The sequence below is a fragment of the Variovorax sp. P2_H12 genome (assembly GCF_056403395.1).
The window spans coordinates 66,330-80,527 of sequence record NZ_JBFUFO010000001.1; the positions used below are offsets into that span (position 1 = coordinate 66,330).

14 protein-coding genes are annotated in these 14,198 nt (G+C 67.7%); 9 read left to right on the forward strand and 5 right to left on the reverse strand.

The features are described 5' to 3' along the window. Positions 1–5: 5 nt before the first annotated feature. Genes pstC through phoR form a run of 6 tightly spaced genes read left to right on the forward strand, consistent with a single transcriptional unit; the run spans position 6 to position 5,562 of the window. Positions 6–1,076, forward strand: coding sequence for a phosphate ABC transporter permease subunit PstC (gene pstC / locus AC1DYK_RS00360; RefSeq protein ID WP_478164459.1), 1,071 nt, complete (start codon positions 6–8; stop codon positions 1,074–1,076). Beyond that, complete coding sequence (pstA, locus tag AC1DYK_RS00365) at positions 1,073–1,957, forward strand: phosphate ABC transporter permease PstA (RefSeq protein ID WP_478164460.1); 885 nt, start codon at positions 1,073–1,075, stop codon at positions 1,955–1,957. Before pstC ends, pstA begins: the two co-directional genes overlap by 4 nt. Before the next feature lie 7 nt (positions 1,958–1,964). Then, complete coding sequence (gene pstB / locus AC1DYK_RS00370) at positions 1,965–2,744, forward strand: phosphate ABC transporter ATP-binding protein PstB (protein ID WP_442283078.1); 780 nt, start codon at positions 1,965–1,967, stop codon at positions 2,742–2,744. A 10-nt stretch (positions 2,745–2,754) separates the two neighbouring features. After that, positions 2,755–3,456, forward strand: a complete 702-nt coding sequence (gene phoU, locus AC1DYK_RS00375; RefSeq protein WP_478092820.1) for a phosphate signaling complex protein PhoU — start codon at positions 2,755–2,757, stop codon at positions 3,454–3,456. Between the two features lie 16 nt (positions 3,457–3,472). After that, positions 3,473–4,165, forward strand: coding sequence for a phosphate regulon transcriptional regulator PhoB (phoB, locus tag AC1DYK_RS00380; protein WP_478164461.1), 693 nt, complete (start codon positions 3,473–3,475; stop codon positions 4,163–4,165). Positions 4,166–4,221: 56 nt separating this feature from the next. Continuing rightward, the gene (phoR, locus tag AC1DYK_RS00385; RefSeq protein WP_478164462.1) at positions 4,222–5,562 is read left to right on the forward strand and encodes a phosphate regulon sensor histidine kinase PhoR; all 1,341 of its coding nucleotides are present in this window, start codon (positions 4,222–4,224) and stop codon (positions 5,560–5,562) included. Here phoR and AC1DYK_RS00390 read toward each other — a convergent pair. The 3 genes from AC1DYK_RS00390 to AC1DYK_RS00400 form a co-directional block, all read right to left on the reverse strand. Continuing rightward, positions 5,546–6,886 carry an MATE family efflux transporter gene (locus AC1DYK_RS00390; protein ID WP_478164463.1) on the reverse strand — a complete coding sequence of 447 codons (1,341 nt, stop codon included), beginning with the start codon at positions 6,884–6,886 and terminating at the stop codon, positions 5,546–5,548. The two genes, phoR and AC1DYK_RS00390, sit on opposite strands and share 17 nt — an antisense overlap. Further along, on the reverse strand, positions 6,879–8,618 hold the full coding sequence (locus AC1DYK_RS00395) for a hypothetical protein (protein ID WP_478164464.1): 1,740 nt from the start codon (positions 8,616–8,618) through the stop codon (positions 6,879–6,881). The genes AC1DYK_RS00390 and AC1DYK_RS00395 overlap by 8 nt, the downstream gene beginning before the upstream one ends. A gap of 83 nt (positions 8,619–8,701) precedes the next feature. After that, positions 8,702–8,971 carry a type B 50S ribosomal protein L31 gene (locus AC1DYK_RS00400; protein WP_478156791.1) on the reverse strand — a complete coding sequence of 90 codons (270 nt, stop codon included), beginning with the start codon at positions 8,969–8,971 and terminating at the stop codon, positions 8,702–8,704. Positions 8,972–9,116: 145 nt separating this feature from the next. Here AC1DYK_RS00400 and AC1DYK_RS00405 point away from each other — a divergent pair, with 145 nt between their 5' ends. Continuing rightward, entirely contained in the window at positions 9,117–10,178 is a 1,062-nt protein-coding gene (locus tag AC1DYK_RS00405; RefSeq protein ID WP_478164465.1) for an oxidoreductase, read from the forward strand. Between the two features lie 34 nt (positions 10,179–10,212). On the opposite strand, the gene rho is transcribed toward AC1DYK_RS00405, so the two are convergent. Together rho and trxA are read right to left on the reverse strand one after the other, a co-directional pair. Further along, the gene (gene rho, locus AC1DYK_RS00410) at positions 10,213–11,475 is read right to left on the reverse strand and encodes a transcription termination factor Rho (protein WP_442283085.1); all 1,263 of its coding nucleotides are present in this window, start codon (positions 11,473–11,475) and stop codon (positions 10,213–10,215) included. A gap of 184 nt (positions 11,476–11,659) precedes the next feature. Beyond that, the gene (gene trxA, locus AC1DYK_RS00415) at positions 11,660–11,992 is read right to left on the reverse strand and encodes a thioredoxin TrxA (RefSeq protein WP_183023723.1); all 333 of its coding nucleotides are present in this window, start codon (positions 11,990–11,992) and stop codon (positions 11,660–11,662) included. A gap of 129 nt (positions 11,993–12,121) precedes the next feature. Between trxA and AC1DYK_RS00420 the strand changes: the two genes are divergently transcribed. Further along, positions 12,122–13,360, forward strand: coding sequence for a TIGR03862 family flavoprotein (locus tag AC1DYK_RS00420; RefSeq protein ID WP_478164466.1), 1,239 nt, complete (start codon positions 12,122–12,124; stop codon positions 13,358–13,360). Positions 13,361–13,761: 401 nt separating this feature from the next. Beyond that, the gene (locus tag AC1DYK_RS00425; RefSeq protein ID WP_478164467.1) at positions 13,762–14,154 is read left to right on the forward strand and encodes a hypothetical protein; all 393 of its coding nucleotides are present in this window, start codon (positions 13,762–13,764) and stop codon (positions 14,152–14,154) included. The last annotated feature ends 44 nt before the right edge of the window (positions 14,155–14,198 follow it).

Below are 14,198 nucleotides of genomic sequence, written 5' to 3' on the forward strand. Positions count from 1 at the left end.
CGCATATGAGCACACCGCTTGATCGCGCGCCGGCTTCGGAGCGACACGTGTCATCCACATTCCCTGCCAGCGCCACCACGCTCGACCTCCCGGCCGAGCGCGCCCGTGCCCAAGCCGGCCCGCCGCCGGCCAAGCGGCCGCGCAGCGGCCCCACCACCGATCGCCTGTTCGGCTGGGCCGCCAAAGGCGCCGCGCTGCTGACGCTCGCGATGCTGATCGGCATCCTGCTGTCGTTGCTTGTCGGCGCCTGGCCCGCCATTTCCAAGTTCGGCCTCGGTTTCCTGACCAGCAGCGTCTGGGATCCGGTGAAGGACGAGTACGGCGGCCTGGTGATGATCTACGGCACGCTGGCCACCTCGCTGATCGCGCTGCTGATCGCGGTGCCTGTGAGCTTCGGCATCGCGCTGTTCCTCACCGAGATGTCGCCGGCCTGGCTCAAGCGGCCGCTCGGCACCGCGATCGAGTTGCTCGCCGCGGTGCCGTCGATCGTCTACGGCATGTGGGGTCTGCTGGTGTTCGGCCCGATCCTCTCGACCTACGTGCAGCAGCCGCTGCAGAAGCTGTTCGAGGGCGTGCCCTATCTGGGCGCGCTGGTGGCGGGCCCGCCGGTGGGCATCGGCATCCTGTCGGCCGGCATCATCCTGGCGATCATGATCATTCCGTTCATCGCCTCGGTGATGCGCGACGTGTTCGAGGTCACGCCGCCGCTGCTCAAGGAGTCGGCCTACGGGCTCGGCTCCACCACCTGGGAAGTGGTTTCCAAGGTCGTCCTGCCCTACACCAAGGCCGGCGTCATCGGCGGCATCATGCTCGGCCTGGGCCGCGCGCTGGGCGAGACGATGGCCGTCACCTTCGTGATCGGCAACACCAACCAGCTCAATTCGCTGTCGGTCTTCGAGCCGGCCAACAGCATCACCTCGGTACTGGCCAACGAGTTCGCCGAAGCCGGCGCCGGCCTGCACCAGGCCTCGCTGATGTACCTCGGCCTGGTGCTGTTCTTCATCACCTTCGTGGTGCTGTCGCTGTCCAAGCTGCTGCTGCAGCGCATGAAGAAGAGCGAGGGCACCAAGTCATGACCACCGCGGAACGCCTCCTGAACGCCAAGACGCTGGACGAGACGCGCGCGGCGCGCTTCGCCGGCCGCAAGCGGGTCAACTTCATCGCATTGACGCTCTCGCTGGCCGCGATGGCCTTCGGCGTCTTCTGGCTGGTCTGGATCCTCTGGGAAACGCTGCGCCTGGGCGTCGGCGGCCTGGCGCTCAGCACCCTGACCGAGATGACGCCGCCGCCGAACGAAGCCGGCGGCATCGCCAACGCGATCTTCGGCTCGCTCGTGATGGTGCTGCTGGCGACCTTCGTCGGCACGCCGATCGGCATCATGGCCGGCATCTACCTGGCCGAGTACAACCCCAAGGGCTGGCTGTCGATGATCGTGCGCTTCGTCAACGACATCCTGCTGTCGGCGCCCTCGATCGTGATCGGCCTGTTCGTCTATGCGGTGGTGGTGGCCTACTTCAAGTCCTTCTCGGGGCTGGCGGGCGCGCTGGCGCTGGCGCTGATCGTGATCCCGGTGGTGATTCGCACCACCGAGAACATGCTGCAGCTGGTGCCGCCGGGCCTGCGCGAAGCGGCCTACGCGCTGGGCACGCCGAAGTGGAAGGTGATCCTGAGCATCACGCTGCGCGCGGCGCGCGCCGGGGTGGTGACGGGCGTGCTGCTGGCGGTGGCCCGCATCGCCGGGGAAACCGCGCCGCTGCTCTTCACCGCGCTCAGCAACCAGTTCTGGACCTCCGACGTGACGCAGCCGATGGCCAGCCTGCCGGTGACCATCTTCAAGTTCGCGATGAGCCCGTACGAGAACTGGCAGCAGCTGGCCTGGGCCGGCGTGTTCCTGATCACGGTCGCGGTGCTGGCGCTCAACATCCTCGCGCGGATCCTCACGCGCAACAAGCTTTAAGAAAATCATGCCTACCACTCTCGCCCAGCCGACGCGCTCGAAGATCTCGGTCAAGGACCTGAACTTCTACTACGGCAAGTTCCACGCGCTCAAGGGCATCAACCTCGAGATTCCCGAGAACAAGGTGACCGCCTTCATCGGCCCCTCGGGCTGCGGCAAGTCGACCCTGCTGCGCACCTTCAACCGGATGTTCGAGCTCTATCCGGAGCAGCGCGCCGAGGGCACGATCGCCCTCGACGGCGAGAACCTGCTGACCTCCAAGCAGGACGTGGCGCTGATCCGCGCCAAGGTCGGCATGGTGTTCCAGAAGCCGACGCCGTTCCCGATGTCGATCTACGACAACATCGCCTTCGGCGTGAAGCTGTTCGAGAACCTGAGCGCCTCCGAGATGGACGACCGGGTCGAATGGGCGCTCAAGAAAGCCGCGCTCTGGACGGAAGTGCGCGACAAGCTCCAGCAAAGCGGCTCGGGGCTCTCGGGCGGCCAGCAGCAGCGCCTGTGCATCGCGCGCGGCATCGCCATCAAGCCGGAAGTGCTCTTGCTCGATGAACCCTGCTCGGCACTCGACCCGATCTCCACGGCGAAAATCGAGGAGTTGATCGCCGAGCTCAAAAGCGAGTACACCGTGGTCATCGTGACGCACAACATGCAGCAGGCGGCGCGCTGCAGCGACTACACCGCCTACATGTACCTGGGCGACCTGATCGAGTTCGGCGCGACCGAAGACCTCTTCTTCAAGCCGAAGCGCAAGGAGACCGAGGACTACATCACCGGCCGATTCGGCTAAGGGGACAGACATGACCGAAAAGCACCTTTCCAGCCAGTTCGACAGCGAACTCAACACCGTGTCCTCGCGCGTGATGGAGCTCGGCGGCATGGTCGAGGCCCAGATCCACCAGGCGGTCTACGCGCTGCAGGAGTTCGACGCCGAGGCGGCCGAGCGCGTCACCGAGACCGAGCACCGCGTCAACGCGATGGAGATCGAGATCGACCGCGAGCTGTCGTCGATCATCGCCCGCCGCCAGCCGACCGCGCGTGACCTGCGCCTCCTGATCGCGATCTCCAAGACCACCGCCAACCTCGAGCGCGTGGGCGACGAGGCGAACAAGATCGCGCGCATGGTCAAATCGATCATCGAGAGCGGATCGGCCCGCGCGCTGCCCTCGAGCGAGCTGCGCATCGCCGCCGACCTGGCCTCGGGCCTGCTGCGCAAGGCGCTCGACGCCTTCGCGCGGCTGGACACCGCGGCGGCGCTGTCGATCCTCAAGGACGACGACCTGATCGACAAGGAGTTCGACGGCTTCGTGCGCAAGCTGGTCACCTACATGATGGAAGACCCGCGCAAGATCTCCGCCAGCCTCGACCTGCTGTTCCTCGCCAAGGCGATCGAGCGCATCGGCGACCACGCCAAGAACATCGCCGAGTTCATCATCTACATCGTCAAGGGCGCCGATGTGCGGCACACTTCGATGCAGGAGATCGAGTCGGCACTGCAATGAAGTTCGCCTGCAATTCATGAAGAAACCTAGGATCCTGATCGTCGAAGACGAGTCCTCGATCGCCGAGCTGATCGCCGTCAACCTGCGTCACAACGGCTTCGAGCCGATCTGGGCCGAGGACGGCGCGGCGGCGCAGCGCGAGATCGATGCCTTCCTGCCCGACCTGGTGCTGCTCGACTGGATGCTGCCGGGCCAGAGCGGCCTGCAGCTGGCCCGCCACTGGCGCAAGGACCCGCGCACCAAGGCCATCCCGATCCTGATGCTGACCGCGCGCGGCGATGAGCCCGACAAGGTGGCCGGGCTCGATGCCGGCGCCGACGACTACATCACCAAGCCCTTCTCCACGCAGGAGATGCTGGCGCGCATCCGCGCCGTGCTGCGCCGCCGGGCACCCGAGGCGGTGGCCGAGCGGGTCGAGATCGGCGAGCTGGCGCTCGATACCGCCACCCATCGCGTCACCTGGCAAGGGGCGCCGCTGAAGGTCGGTCCGACCGAGTTCAAGCTGCTGGGTTTCCTGATGCAGCACGCCGAGCGCGTTCACAGCCGCGCCCAGCTGCTCGACAAGGTGTGGGGCGACCACGTCTACATCGAGGAACGCACGGTCGACGTTCACGTCAAGCGCCTGCGCGAGTCGCTCGGTGCCGCCGCGCCGATGGTCGAGACCGTGCGCGGCGCGGGCTACCGGCTCACTGCCCAGGCCACGGTCTGAAAATCCAACGCGCCAGAGGCCCGGTCGGCTGCGACCGGGCGGGATAATTGCTCGGCATGCCGTTTCGTATCGCCACTTTCCTCACGGCTTCCGCCCTTGGCGGCGGCGCGGCCGCGGCGCTGCTGGGCTGGCACCATGCCTGGCTCGGCAGCTGGCTCGGCGCGCTGGTGTGGCTGCTGCTCGACGCCTGGCGCGCCCAGCGGCTGCTGAACGTGCTGCGCAAGGACGTCGCCGGCCTGCCGTCGCGCGGGCCCGGCGTCTGGGGCGAGCTGTCCGAGCGCATCCGCAAGCTGCTGCGCGAGCGCGAGCAGCAGACCCGCCAGGCCGAGGATCGGCTGCAGGAGTTTCTTGCCGCCATCCAGGCTTCGCCGAACGGCGTCGTGCTGCTCGACGAGCAGGGGCGCATCGAATGGTGCAACCAGACCGCCGCCGGCCAGTTCGGGATCGACGCCGAACGCGACCTGCTCCAGCATCTGGCCAACCTGGTGCGCGACCCGGCCTTCGTCGCCTACCTGGCCTCCTGGAACTACAGCCGCGACGTGGTCATCGATGCCCCGGCGCAGGCCCCGCAGCATCGCGGTCATCCGGCGCGGCTGTCGGTGCAGGTGCACCCCTACGCCGGCAACCGGCGCATGCTGCTGACCCGCGACATCACCTCGCTCGAGCAGGCCGAGGCCATGCGGCGCGATTTCGTCGCCAACGTCTCGCACGAGATCCGCACGCCGCTGACGGTGCTGGCCGGCTTCGTCGAGACCTTGCAGAACCTGCCGCTCGATGCCGAGGAGCGGGCCCGCTATCTGGCGCTCATGGGCCAGCAGTCGCACCGCATGGAGACGCTGGTCAACGACCTGCTGACCCTGTCGCGGCTGGAAGGCAGCGCGGCCCCGCCGGCCCATCGCTGGACCCGCGTGCGGGCCCTGATGGCGCAATGCGAGGACGAGGGCAGGGGGCTGTCGAGCCGGCTGTCCTCTCAGGGTCACCGGCTGTCGTTCTCGATCGAGGCCGACTCCGAGATCGCCGGCGGACCGACCGAGCTGCAGAGCGCGATGTCCAACCTCGTGAGCAATGCCATCCGCTACACGCCCGGCGGCGGCGAAATCGAGGTGACCTGGCGCCTGCTGCCCGACGGCCGAGGCGAGTACGCGGTGCGCGACAGCGGCCCCGGCATCGCTGCGGAGCACCTGCCGCGTCTCACCGAGCGCTTCTACCGCGTCGACCGCAGCCGCTCGCGCGAGACCGGCGGCACCGGCCTCGGCCTGGCGATCGTGAAGCACATCGCGCAGCGCCATGGGGCCGAATTACGCATCGAGAGCACGCTCGGCAAGGGTTCGCGGTTCGCGCTCGTGTTTCCGGTGGCGCGCCTGCGGCAGGCTTCGCCGCTCAGCGTCGTTGCCTGAGCGTGAACGCCAGCAGCGTGATGAACACCCCGGCCGTCAGGGCCAGCGCCAGTGCCCCCATCATCCAGAAGGCCAGCGGCGAGTGCATCGCTGTCCAGGGGCCGATGCCGCGATAGGCCAGCAGGTAGCTGCCGCCAAGTCCCACGCCCCACAGCAGCGTGCAATAGAGCACCAGCGGCAGCACGGTGACGCGGTAGCAGCGCAGCACGAAGACGCACAGCGTCTGCAGTGCATCCGCGAAGTGATAGATGGCGGTGGCCAGCAGCAGGGTGGCGCCGAGCGCGACCACCGCCGGGTTGGCCGAGTAGATGTCCGCGAGCTGCCAGCGCAGCGTGGCCATCGCGGCGGCGAACAGCAGCGCGAGGCACACGGTCAGCTCGAAGCCCCGGCGGCAGGCGCGCCGCGCGCGCGCAGGATCGCCGGCCCCCAGCCAGAAGCTGACCCGCGCACTGGTCGCGATGGCGAGCGACAGCGGCATCATGTAGGCCACCGCCGTGAGGTTGGAAGCGATCTGGTGCGCGGCCGAGGCCGCCGTGCCCAGCCGGGCGATGAACAGCGCCATCAGCGTGAACGAGGTCACCTCCACCAGCACCGACAACCCGGCCGGTACGCCGAGCCGCGCGAACTGGCTGATCTGCCGCCAGTCGGGTGCTTCGATCCGCTGCCAGAAGCGGTAGCCCGTGTAGAAGGAGTCGCTGCGCAGCAGCCAGATGGCGGCGCCGAGCATCGCGTAGTTGACCACCAGCGTGGCCCAGCCGCAGCCCACCAGTCCCATGGCCGGCAGTCCGGCGCCGCCGAAGGCGAACCAGATCGACAGCGGCAGCTTCACGCCCAGCGAAGCCAGCTGCAGCCAGGTCACGAGTTGGGGCTTGCCCAGGCCCTGGTTGAGGGTGCTGAAGAGCCGGAACAGCAGGGCCGGCGCCAGCGCGAAGGCGAGCACCTGCAGGTAGGCCTCGACGTCGTCGCGCATGGCCGGCGGCACTTCGGTCCAGCGCAGCAACGGCGCCGGGAACAGCAGCACTGCCATGCCGATCGCGATCGTGATCGCGCAGAGATAGAGCGACTGCCGGACCGAGCGGCCGACCTCGTGCGTGCGGCCCGCGCCGTGGAGCTCGGCCCAGATCGGCAGCAGCGCCTGCAGTGCGCCCATCAGCGAGACGAAGACGCTGATGAAGATCGCCGAGCCGACCGACAGCGCCGCCAACGCGCCTTCGGCATAGCGGCCGGCCACGATCGTGTCGGTCACGCCGAAGGCCATGACCGCAAGCTGGCCGACCAGCACCGTCGCGGCGTGGCGCGCGATCACCCGCCGCTCGCTAGCCACCGGCCGGGACGATCCGTTGGTAGAGCAGCAGATCGTCGCTCGGGCTGGTCGGTCGCCGCAGCGTGCCGATCAGGCGCCAGCCGTCGAGGTTCACGATGTTGTGCAGGCGCGCGATCGCGTCCGGGCTGACCAGCAGCCAGGGGCAGGGCGCGTCGGTGCCGAGCGAGCGCAGCTTGAAGCCGCCGTGGTAGCGCAGCGCCGCGATGTGCGGCCGACTGAGGGCAAGTTCGGAAATGCACTCGTTCTGGGTGACCTTCTCCGAGATCGTGCGCACCTGGGGCACGTAGCTGCGCGCGTAGTCGAGCAGCGGCAGCCACAGCGTCATCAGCAGCATCCAGCACAGCGCGGCGCCGCCGGCCGGCAGCACCAGGGTCTTCCAGAGCGCGGCGCGATGGCGTCCGGTGCGCCAGCGGACCAGCCAGGCCCAGGCCAGCGTCGCAGCCACGGCGAAGATGAAGGCGACCACCGAGAAATGCGGCACGAAACCCGGTGCCAGCTTGGCGACATTGGCCGCGGGCTTGGCCGGCACACCGGTCTGCATCGCCACCCAGATCACCCAGATGATGATGGCCGAGCCACTGAAGAACAGCAGCGTGAACCAGTCGATCAGCGCCGCCACGCTGCGCCGCAGGGTCGGCAGCGCGAAGGCGGCGAGCGTCGCGAGGGCGGGTAGCGCGAGCAGCAGCGAGCGCTCGGAGAAGTCGGTGGTCCAGGTGGCGAGCAGCGGCATCAGCGCGAACCACAGCGGCAGCGCGACGTGGCGTGCCGTCAGTTGCCGGCGCCAGCGCCAGAGGGTCCAGACCGCCAGCGGCCAGGTCGGCCAGGTGAACCACAGCAGCAACTTGGCCTGGCCGCGCACCTCGGCGAACACGCGGTCGTTGGGGCCTCCGCCCGGCAGTTCGATCTTCCACTGGAAGAGCCCGAGTGCGGCCGCGAGGGCCGCCGCCAACAGCGTGGCGGCCAGCACCGCTGCGATCGCGCCGACGCTGTAGGTCGGTTCGGATTCGGAGGCCTGGTCGGCGCTGCTGCGCCTGCGCTCCGCAGCCAGCACCAGCACGCAGCCGAGGCCCAGTCCCAGCCCGACCGTCGGCCCGCCGGACAGCGCCATCCCGCAACTGCCGATCAGCAGTGCGATGAAGGCGCCGATGCGGTGATACGGCAGGGCCGCGACGCCGAAGAAAAGATGGGAGGCGAAGAACAGCTGGGCCAGCGCGGGCGTGGTCTCGTGACCCAGTTGCGCGAGTCCCAGGGAGGCGATCAGCGCCAGCACGGCGCCATCGGCGATGGCGCGCGCATAGTCGGTCGGGCGGGCCTCGCCACCGAAGGCGAAGGCCACCGGCTGCGCGCGCGGTGTGCGTGCCAGGTAGTACGCGGCATACCAGGTGGCGCTGAAGGCACCCCAGAGCATCAGTGCGAAGGCGATGCGCACCGCCAGGTCGGGGTTGAGCCAGGCCGGTGCCATCTTGATGGCCCAGGCGCCGATCCAGTAGGGCAGCAGCGCCGGCGTCTCGGGCCGGAGGCCGAGCAGCATCGGATCCAGCCAGCGCGCGATGCCTGCGGTGCTGTTCGCGAGTTCGGCCATGAAGCCGAAGGCCGCGATGTCGGCGCTCTTCCATGGCCCCCGGCCCACCAGCCCCGGCATCAGGTAGGCCGCGCACAGCAGCAGCAGCGCGATCCGCGGCAGGCGGCGCACGGCGCTCTGGGCAACGATCGCTGGCGTCGGCTGATTCAAGGGTCGGGTGTGGGGCGTGCGGGGGCCAAAGAAAAAAGGGCAGCGCGGTAAACCGGGCTGCCCTCGACGCAGAAGCGCCCTCCTTACTTGGAGGCGGCGCCGGTGGTCTTGCCGAAGCGGTTGCGGAACTTCTCGACGCGGCCGCCCATGTTGTCGACCGACTTTTGCGTGCCGGTGTAGAAGGGGTGCGACTCGCTCGAGGTGTCGAGCTTGTAGAGAGGCAGTTCGCGACCGTCGTCGGTCTTGCCCATCTCCTTGGTGTTCGCGCACGAACGGGTCACGAACTTGAAGCCGTTCGACAGGTCGACGAACAGAACTTCGCGGTAGTTGGGGTGAATGCCTTCTTTAGCCATGATTTTTCCTTTGGGGTCGATGCGAGAGCCACTGGGTGTCGAGGGCCTGGGGCCGTCAAGCCGCGGCAGGAGGCCGCGCAGCACTTTTCGCTAAGCCCGCAATTATCGCATACTGGGCGTTTTCCGCGCCAGGGGCTCCCTTACCATGCCGTTCTCCAACTTGCGCGCCGGCCTGGTCGGCTATGGATTCGCCGGCCAGACTTTCCACGCGCCCGTGCTGTCGGCCGTCCCGGGGCTCGAACTCGGCGCCGTCGCGAGTTCGCAGCCGCACAAGGTTCATGCAGATTGGCCCGGCGTGGACGTGGTCCCCGACGTCGTCACTCTGTTGCGTCGAAGCGACATCGACCTGGTCGTCATTGCCGCGCCCAATGCCCAGCACCATCCGCTTGCCAGGTTGGCGCTCGAAGCCGGCAAGCACGTGGTGGTCGACAAGCCTTTCACGCTCGACGCCGCCCAGGCGCGCGAACTGGCCGCGCTGGCCGAGCGAAAGGGGCGGCTGCTGTCGGTCTACCAGAATCGTCGCTTCGACGCCGACTTCCTGAGCCTGCGCGACCTGTTGGCGGGCGGCGAACTCGGTCGCCCGGTGTATTTCGAATCGCATTTCGACCGCTTCCGGCCGCAGGTGCGCGAACGCTGGCGGGAACAGCCGGTGCCCGGTGCGGGCCTCTGGGTCGACCTCGGCTCGCACCTGCTCGACCAGGCGGTACAGCTCTTCGGCCGGCCCGATACGCTGCAACTCGACATCGCCGCGTTGCGCGAGCGCGCGCTGGTCGAGGACTACTTCCATGCCGTCCTGCGCTACGAAAGCGGCGAGCACGCGCCCTTGCGCGTGGTGCTGCACGCGACCACGCTGGCGGCCGTTCCGGCGCCGCGTTTCATCGTGCACGGCACGCGCGGCAGCTACATCAAGCGTGGCGTCGACCCGCAGGAGGACGCGCTGCGCGCCGGCGGCCGACCCGGCGAAGCGGGATGGGGCGTCGACCCGGTCGAAGGCGAACTGACGCTGGTGGGGATCGACGGCCGTGCGCAGACGCAGAAGCGGCCCACGCCGGCGGGCAACTATGTCGGCTACTACGCGGCGGTGCGCGATGCGATCGTCGGGAAGGGCCCGAATCCGGTGATGCCGGAGCAGGCGGTCGAGCTGATGGAGCTGCTCGACCTGGGGCGCCAGAGCGCGGCGGAAGGCCGGGCCCTGGCGGCGCGCTGACAGGCCGTCAGCGCGAGGAGGCGATCAGGCTTGATCAGCCCCCGCGACGCATCATGTCGAAGAACTCGACATTGGTCTTGGTCGCCTTCATGTTCTTGAGCATCAGCTCCATCGCCTCGATCTCGTCCATGTTGTACATGAGCTGGCGAAGAATGCGGGTCTTCTGCAGGATCTCGGGGGGCAGCAGCAACTCTTCGCGGCGCGTGCCGCTGCGGTTGAGCTGGATCGAGGGGAACACGCGCTTCTCGTAGAGGCGGCGGTCGAGGTGGATTTCGGAGTTGCCGGTGCCCTTGAACTCTTCGAAGATCACTTCGTCCATGCGGCTGCCGGTGTCGATCAGCGCGGTGCCGATGATGGTCAGCGAGCCGCCTTCTTCCACATTGCGCGCGGCGCCGAGGAAGCGCTTCGGGCGCTGCAGCGCGTTGGAGTCCACGCCGCCGGTCAGGACCTTGCCCGAGGAGGGCACGACGTTGTTGTAGGCGCGGGCCAGGCGGGTGATCGAGTCGAGCAGGATCACCACGTCCTTCTTGAGTTCGACCAGGCGCTTGGCGCGCTCGATGACCATTTCGGCGACGTGCACGTGGCGCGCTGCGGGCTCGTCGAAGGTGGAGGCAATGACCTCGCCCTTCACGGTGCGCTGCATTTCCGTCACTTCTTCGGGGCGCTCGTCGACGAGCAGCACCATCATGTGGACGTCGGGGTAGTTGGCGCTGATCGCATGCGCGATGTGCTGCATCATGACCGTCTTGCCGCTCTTGGGCGGTGCCACGAGCAGGGCACGCTGGCCCTTGCCGATCGGCGCGATGATGTCGATGATCCGGCCGGTGAGGTTCTCCTCGCCCTTGATCTCGCGCTCGAGACGCATCTGCTCCTTGGGGAACAGCGGCGTCAGGTTCTCGAACATGACCTTGTGCTTGTTGGCCTCGGGGGCGCCGTCGTTGACCTTGTCGAGCTTGGTCAGCGCGAAGTAGCGCTCGCCGTCTTTCGGCGTGCGCACTTCGCCTTCGATCATGTCGCCGGTGTGCAGGTTGAAGCGCCGGACCTGGCTGGGCGAGATGTAGATGTCGTCCGTGCTGGCGGTGAAGCTGGTGTCCGGACTGCGCAGGAAGCCGAAGCCGTCGGGCAGGATCTCGAGCACGCCGTCCGCGAAGACCTGCTCGCCGGCCTTGGCCCGCTTCTTGATGATTGCGAACATCAACTCCTGCTTGCGCATACGGCCGATGTTTTCGATTTCAAGCGCTTCAGCCTGCTTGAAGACTTCGGACACGTGGAGTGCCTTGAGTTCGTTTAAGTGCATGGAATGACCCCGTGTGGGGAAATCAGTCTGGAACCAGGAGGGGGAGGTTTGAGGAGAGGCGAGAGATGCCTCACAAACCGGGGAACTCGAACCGGGTCCCTGGAAGGGCCGGTGATCTGTAGGAGATTATGACAGGAAAAAGGAAGGCTGCCGGCGCATTGCGCGCGGGCAGCCCCGGGGAACGTCAGGCGAGCTGCTGATCGATGAAGGCCGTGAGCTGCGCCTTGCTCATGGCGCCGACCTTGGTGGCGGCCAGCTGGCCGTCCTTGAACAGCATCAGGGTCGGGATGCCGCGGATGCCGAACTTGGCCGGGATGTCGCGGTTCTCGTCGACGTTCATCTTGGCGATCTGCAGCTTGCCTTCATAGGTGCTGGAGACCTCGTCGAGGATCGGCGCGATCATCTTGCAGGGACCGCACCATTCGGCCCAGTAGTCGACCAGCACAGGCTTGCCGGACTTGAGCACGTCGGCTTCGAAAGAAGAGTCGGAGATGTGTTTGATGAGGTCGCTGGCCATGGGGGTGTGTCCTTCTGCGCGGAGAGTTTCGGTGCAGCTAAAGTGCGGGTCATTGTGACAGAAACCAAGTGATGCCGTGGTCGACGCGCAAGCTATGGCGTCGATAGCCAAAGCGGTGACACTCGACGCATGAATCAAAGAAAGAAAGTCGCGGTGGTCGGTGGCGGCCCCGCCGGATTGATGGCTGCCGAAGTGCTCGGCGGCGAAGGCGTCGAGGTGCATCTCTACGACACCATGCCCTCGGTCGGGCGCAAGTTCCTTCTGGCCGGCCGCGGTGGCCTCAACCTCACGCACTCGGAGCCCTATGACGTCTTCGTCGACCGCTTCGGCCCGCAGCGCGCCGCGCTCGAGCCCCTGCTGCGACGGTTCGGCCCCGATCAACTGCGCGCGTGGGCGCATGGACTCGGCATCGAGACCTTCGTCGGCACTTCGGGGCGCGTGTTCCCCAAGGACATGAAGGCCGCGCCGCTGCTGCGTGCCTGGTTGCATCGGCTGCGGCAGGCCGGCGTGCGGTTCCACATGCGCCACCGCTGGCTGGGCTGGCCGGATGCGTCGATGCCGGCCACCACGCTGCGCTTCGCCGCGCCCGGCGCCGAAGTCGTTGCCGCCCATGATGCCGTGGTGCTGGCGCTCGGCGGCGCAAGCTGGTCGCGGCTGGGTTCCGATGGCGCCTGGGTGCCGTGGGTGGCAGGTCGCGGCGTGCCGGTCGCACCGCTGGTGCCGGCCAACTGCGGCTTCGACCTGGGCTGGACCCCGCATTTCGCCGAGCGCTTCGCCGGCATGCCCTTCAAGTCGGTGGCGATCACGGTCAGCGATGCCCAGGGTCGGCGCTTTGCGCGCAAGGGCGAGTTCGTGGCGACCGCCACCGGAGTCGAAGGCAGCCTGATCTATGCGGCTTCGGCCTTGTTGCGCGACGACATCACCGAGAGCGGCAGCGCCCTCCTGATGCTCGACCTGCTGCCCGATCGCAGCGCCGAACAGGTGCGCGCCGCAGTGCTGCATCCGCGCGGTGCGCGATCGCTGGCCAGTCACCTGAAAAGCCGGCTCGGCCTCGAGGGCATCAAGGCCGGTGTGCTGCACGAAGTGCTCACGCGCGAAGAAATGCAATCGCCCGACAAGCTGGCCGAAACCATCAAGGCGGTGCCGCTCAGGCTGCTGGCGCCGAGGCCGCTCGACGAAGCCATCAGCACCGGCGGCGGCGTGCGCTTCGATGCGCTCGACGACAAGCTGATGGGGGCCGCGCTGCCGGGGGTGTTCTTTGCGGGCGAGATGCTCGACTGGGAAGCGCCGACCGGCGGCTATCTGCTGACCGCCTCGATGGCGAGCGGCGCGGCGGCCGCGCGCGGCGTGCTGGAGCGCTTGAAGTAGCGGTCGGATCTCAGTTTTCGTCGACCCTCCAGTGCCGGGCGGTGGTTGCGATGACCCGTGCCGCCTGCGCCCTGATCTGAGGGGCCGCAGGCGGCTCGCGCGCCACTCGAAAGGGCCAGGAGGGGCGAGCTGGGCGCGGCGGAGGCCGCAAAGGCAGCACCCGGCCAACATTCAGGGAAGGGGTCAAGGGGGGCATGGTCTCGCCGTTGTGTTGTTGTTGGAGGCGGTCCATTCTAGCAAAATGACTGTATAAAAATACAGTATTTACGCCTGAGCGGGTACTTTCGTTTAAGGCTGCCTTCAGCGAGATCGCCGAAGCTCGGAGTCATGTGCGGCGGGATCGGTCCACCAGACCGGACCGCCTGCGCACCCCGATTGGCCCACTCCCGCTCCACCACAGCATGACCCAGAACAACGAGACCTCTGCCCCAGACATCCTGGCGGAGGGGCGCCGCGCGGACGCGCAGACCGCAGCCCTCGGCGCCGAGACGCGGCAGGCCTGCAAGCGTGCCGCGCGCTCCCTGACTGCCTATCTGGGCCACTGCGGCGAACAAGCACTGAGCTATCCGCAGGTGAACCTGATTCGCGCCATCCACCTGGCGGAGAAGGCCTCAGGCCATCCGCCGCGCAGTGCCCACCAACTCATGGGCATGATGGCCCATCTGTTTACGCCGATGCAGATGGAGTTCGCGGTCGAGTTGCTGACCGAGAGCCGCGAGGGCGAGGAGGGCGAGGGCTGGGCGCTCCTGGACGAGCTCGAGGTCATTGCGGCCGAGATGCCGCGCGCCGGATGACGCGATCCGGTCCGCCAGGAGGGCGTCATGCCCGGTGGACATCG

Coding starts and splice junctions, on each gene's coding strand:
- phoU (WP_478092820.1), top strand. CDS start 2,755: ATGACCGAAAAGCACCTTTCCAGCCAGTTCGACAGCGAACTCAACACC.
- phoR (WP_478164462.1), top strand. CDS start 4,222: ATGCCGTTTCGTATCGCCACTTTCCTCACGGCTTCCGCCCTTGGCGGC.
- AC1DYK_RS00425 (WP_478164467.1), top strand. CDS start 13,762: ATGACCCAGAACAACGAGACCTCTGCCCCAGACATCCTGGCGGAGGGG.
- phoB (WP_478164461.1), top strand. CDS start 3,473: ATGAAGAAACCTAGGATCCTGATCGTCGAAGACGAGTCCTCGATCGCC.
- AC1DYK_RS00420 (WP_478164466.1), top strand. CDS start 12,122: ATGAATCAAAGAAAGAAAGTCGCGGTGGTCGGTGGCGGCCCCGCCGGA.
- rho (WP_442283085.1), bottom strand. CDS start 11,475: ATGCACTTAAACGAACTCAAGGCACTCCACGTGTCCGAAGTCTTCAAG.
- pstA (WP_478164460.1), top strand. CDS start 1,073: ATGACCACCGCGGAACGCCTCCTGAACGCCAAGACGCTGGACGAGACG.
- AC1DYK_RS00405 (WP_478164465.1), top strand. CDS start 9,117: ATGCCGTTCTCCAACTTGCGCGCCGGCCTGGTCGGCTATGGATTCGCC.
- pstC (WP_478164459.1), top strand. CDS start 6: ATGAGCACACCGCTTGATCGCGCGCCGGCTTCGGAGCGACACGTGTCA.
- trxA (WP_183023723.1), bottom strand. CDS start 11,992: ATGGCCAGCGACCTCATCAAACACATCTCCGACTCTTCTTTCGAAGCC.
- AC1DYK_RS00400 (WP_478156791.1), bottom strand. CDS start 8,971: ATGGCTAAAGAAGGCATTCACCCCAACTACCGCGAAGTTCTGTTCGTC.
- pstB (WP_442283078.1), top strand. CDS start 1,965: ATGCCTACCACTCTCGCCCAGCCGACGCGCTCGAAGATCTCGGTCAAG.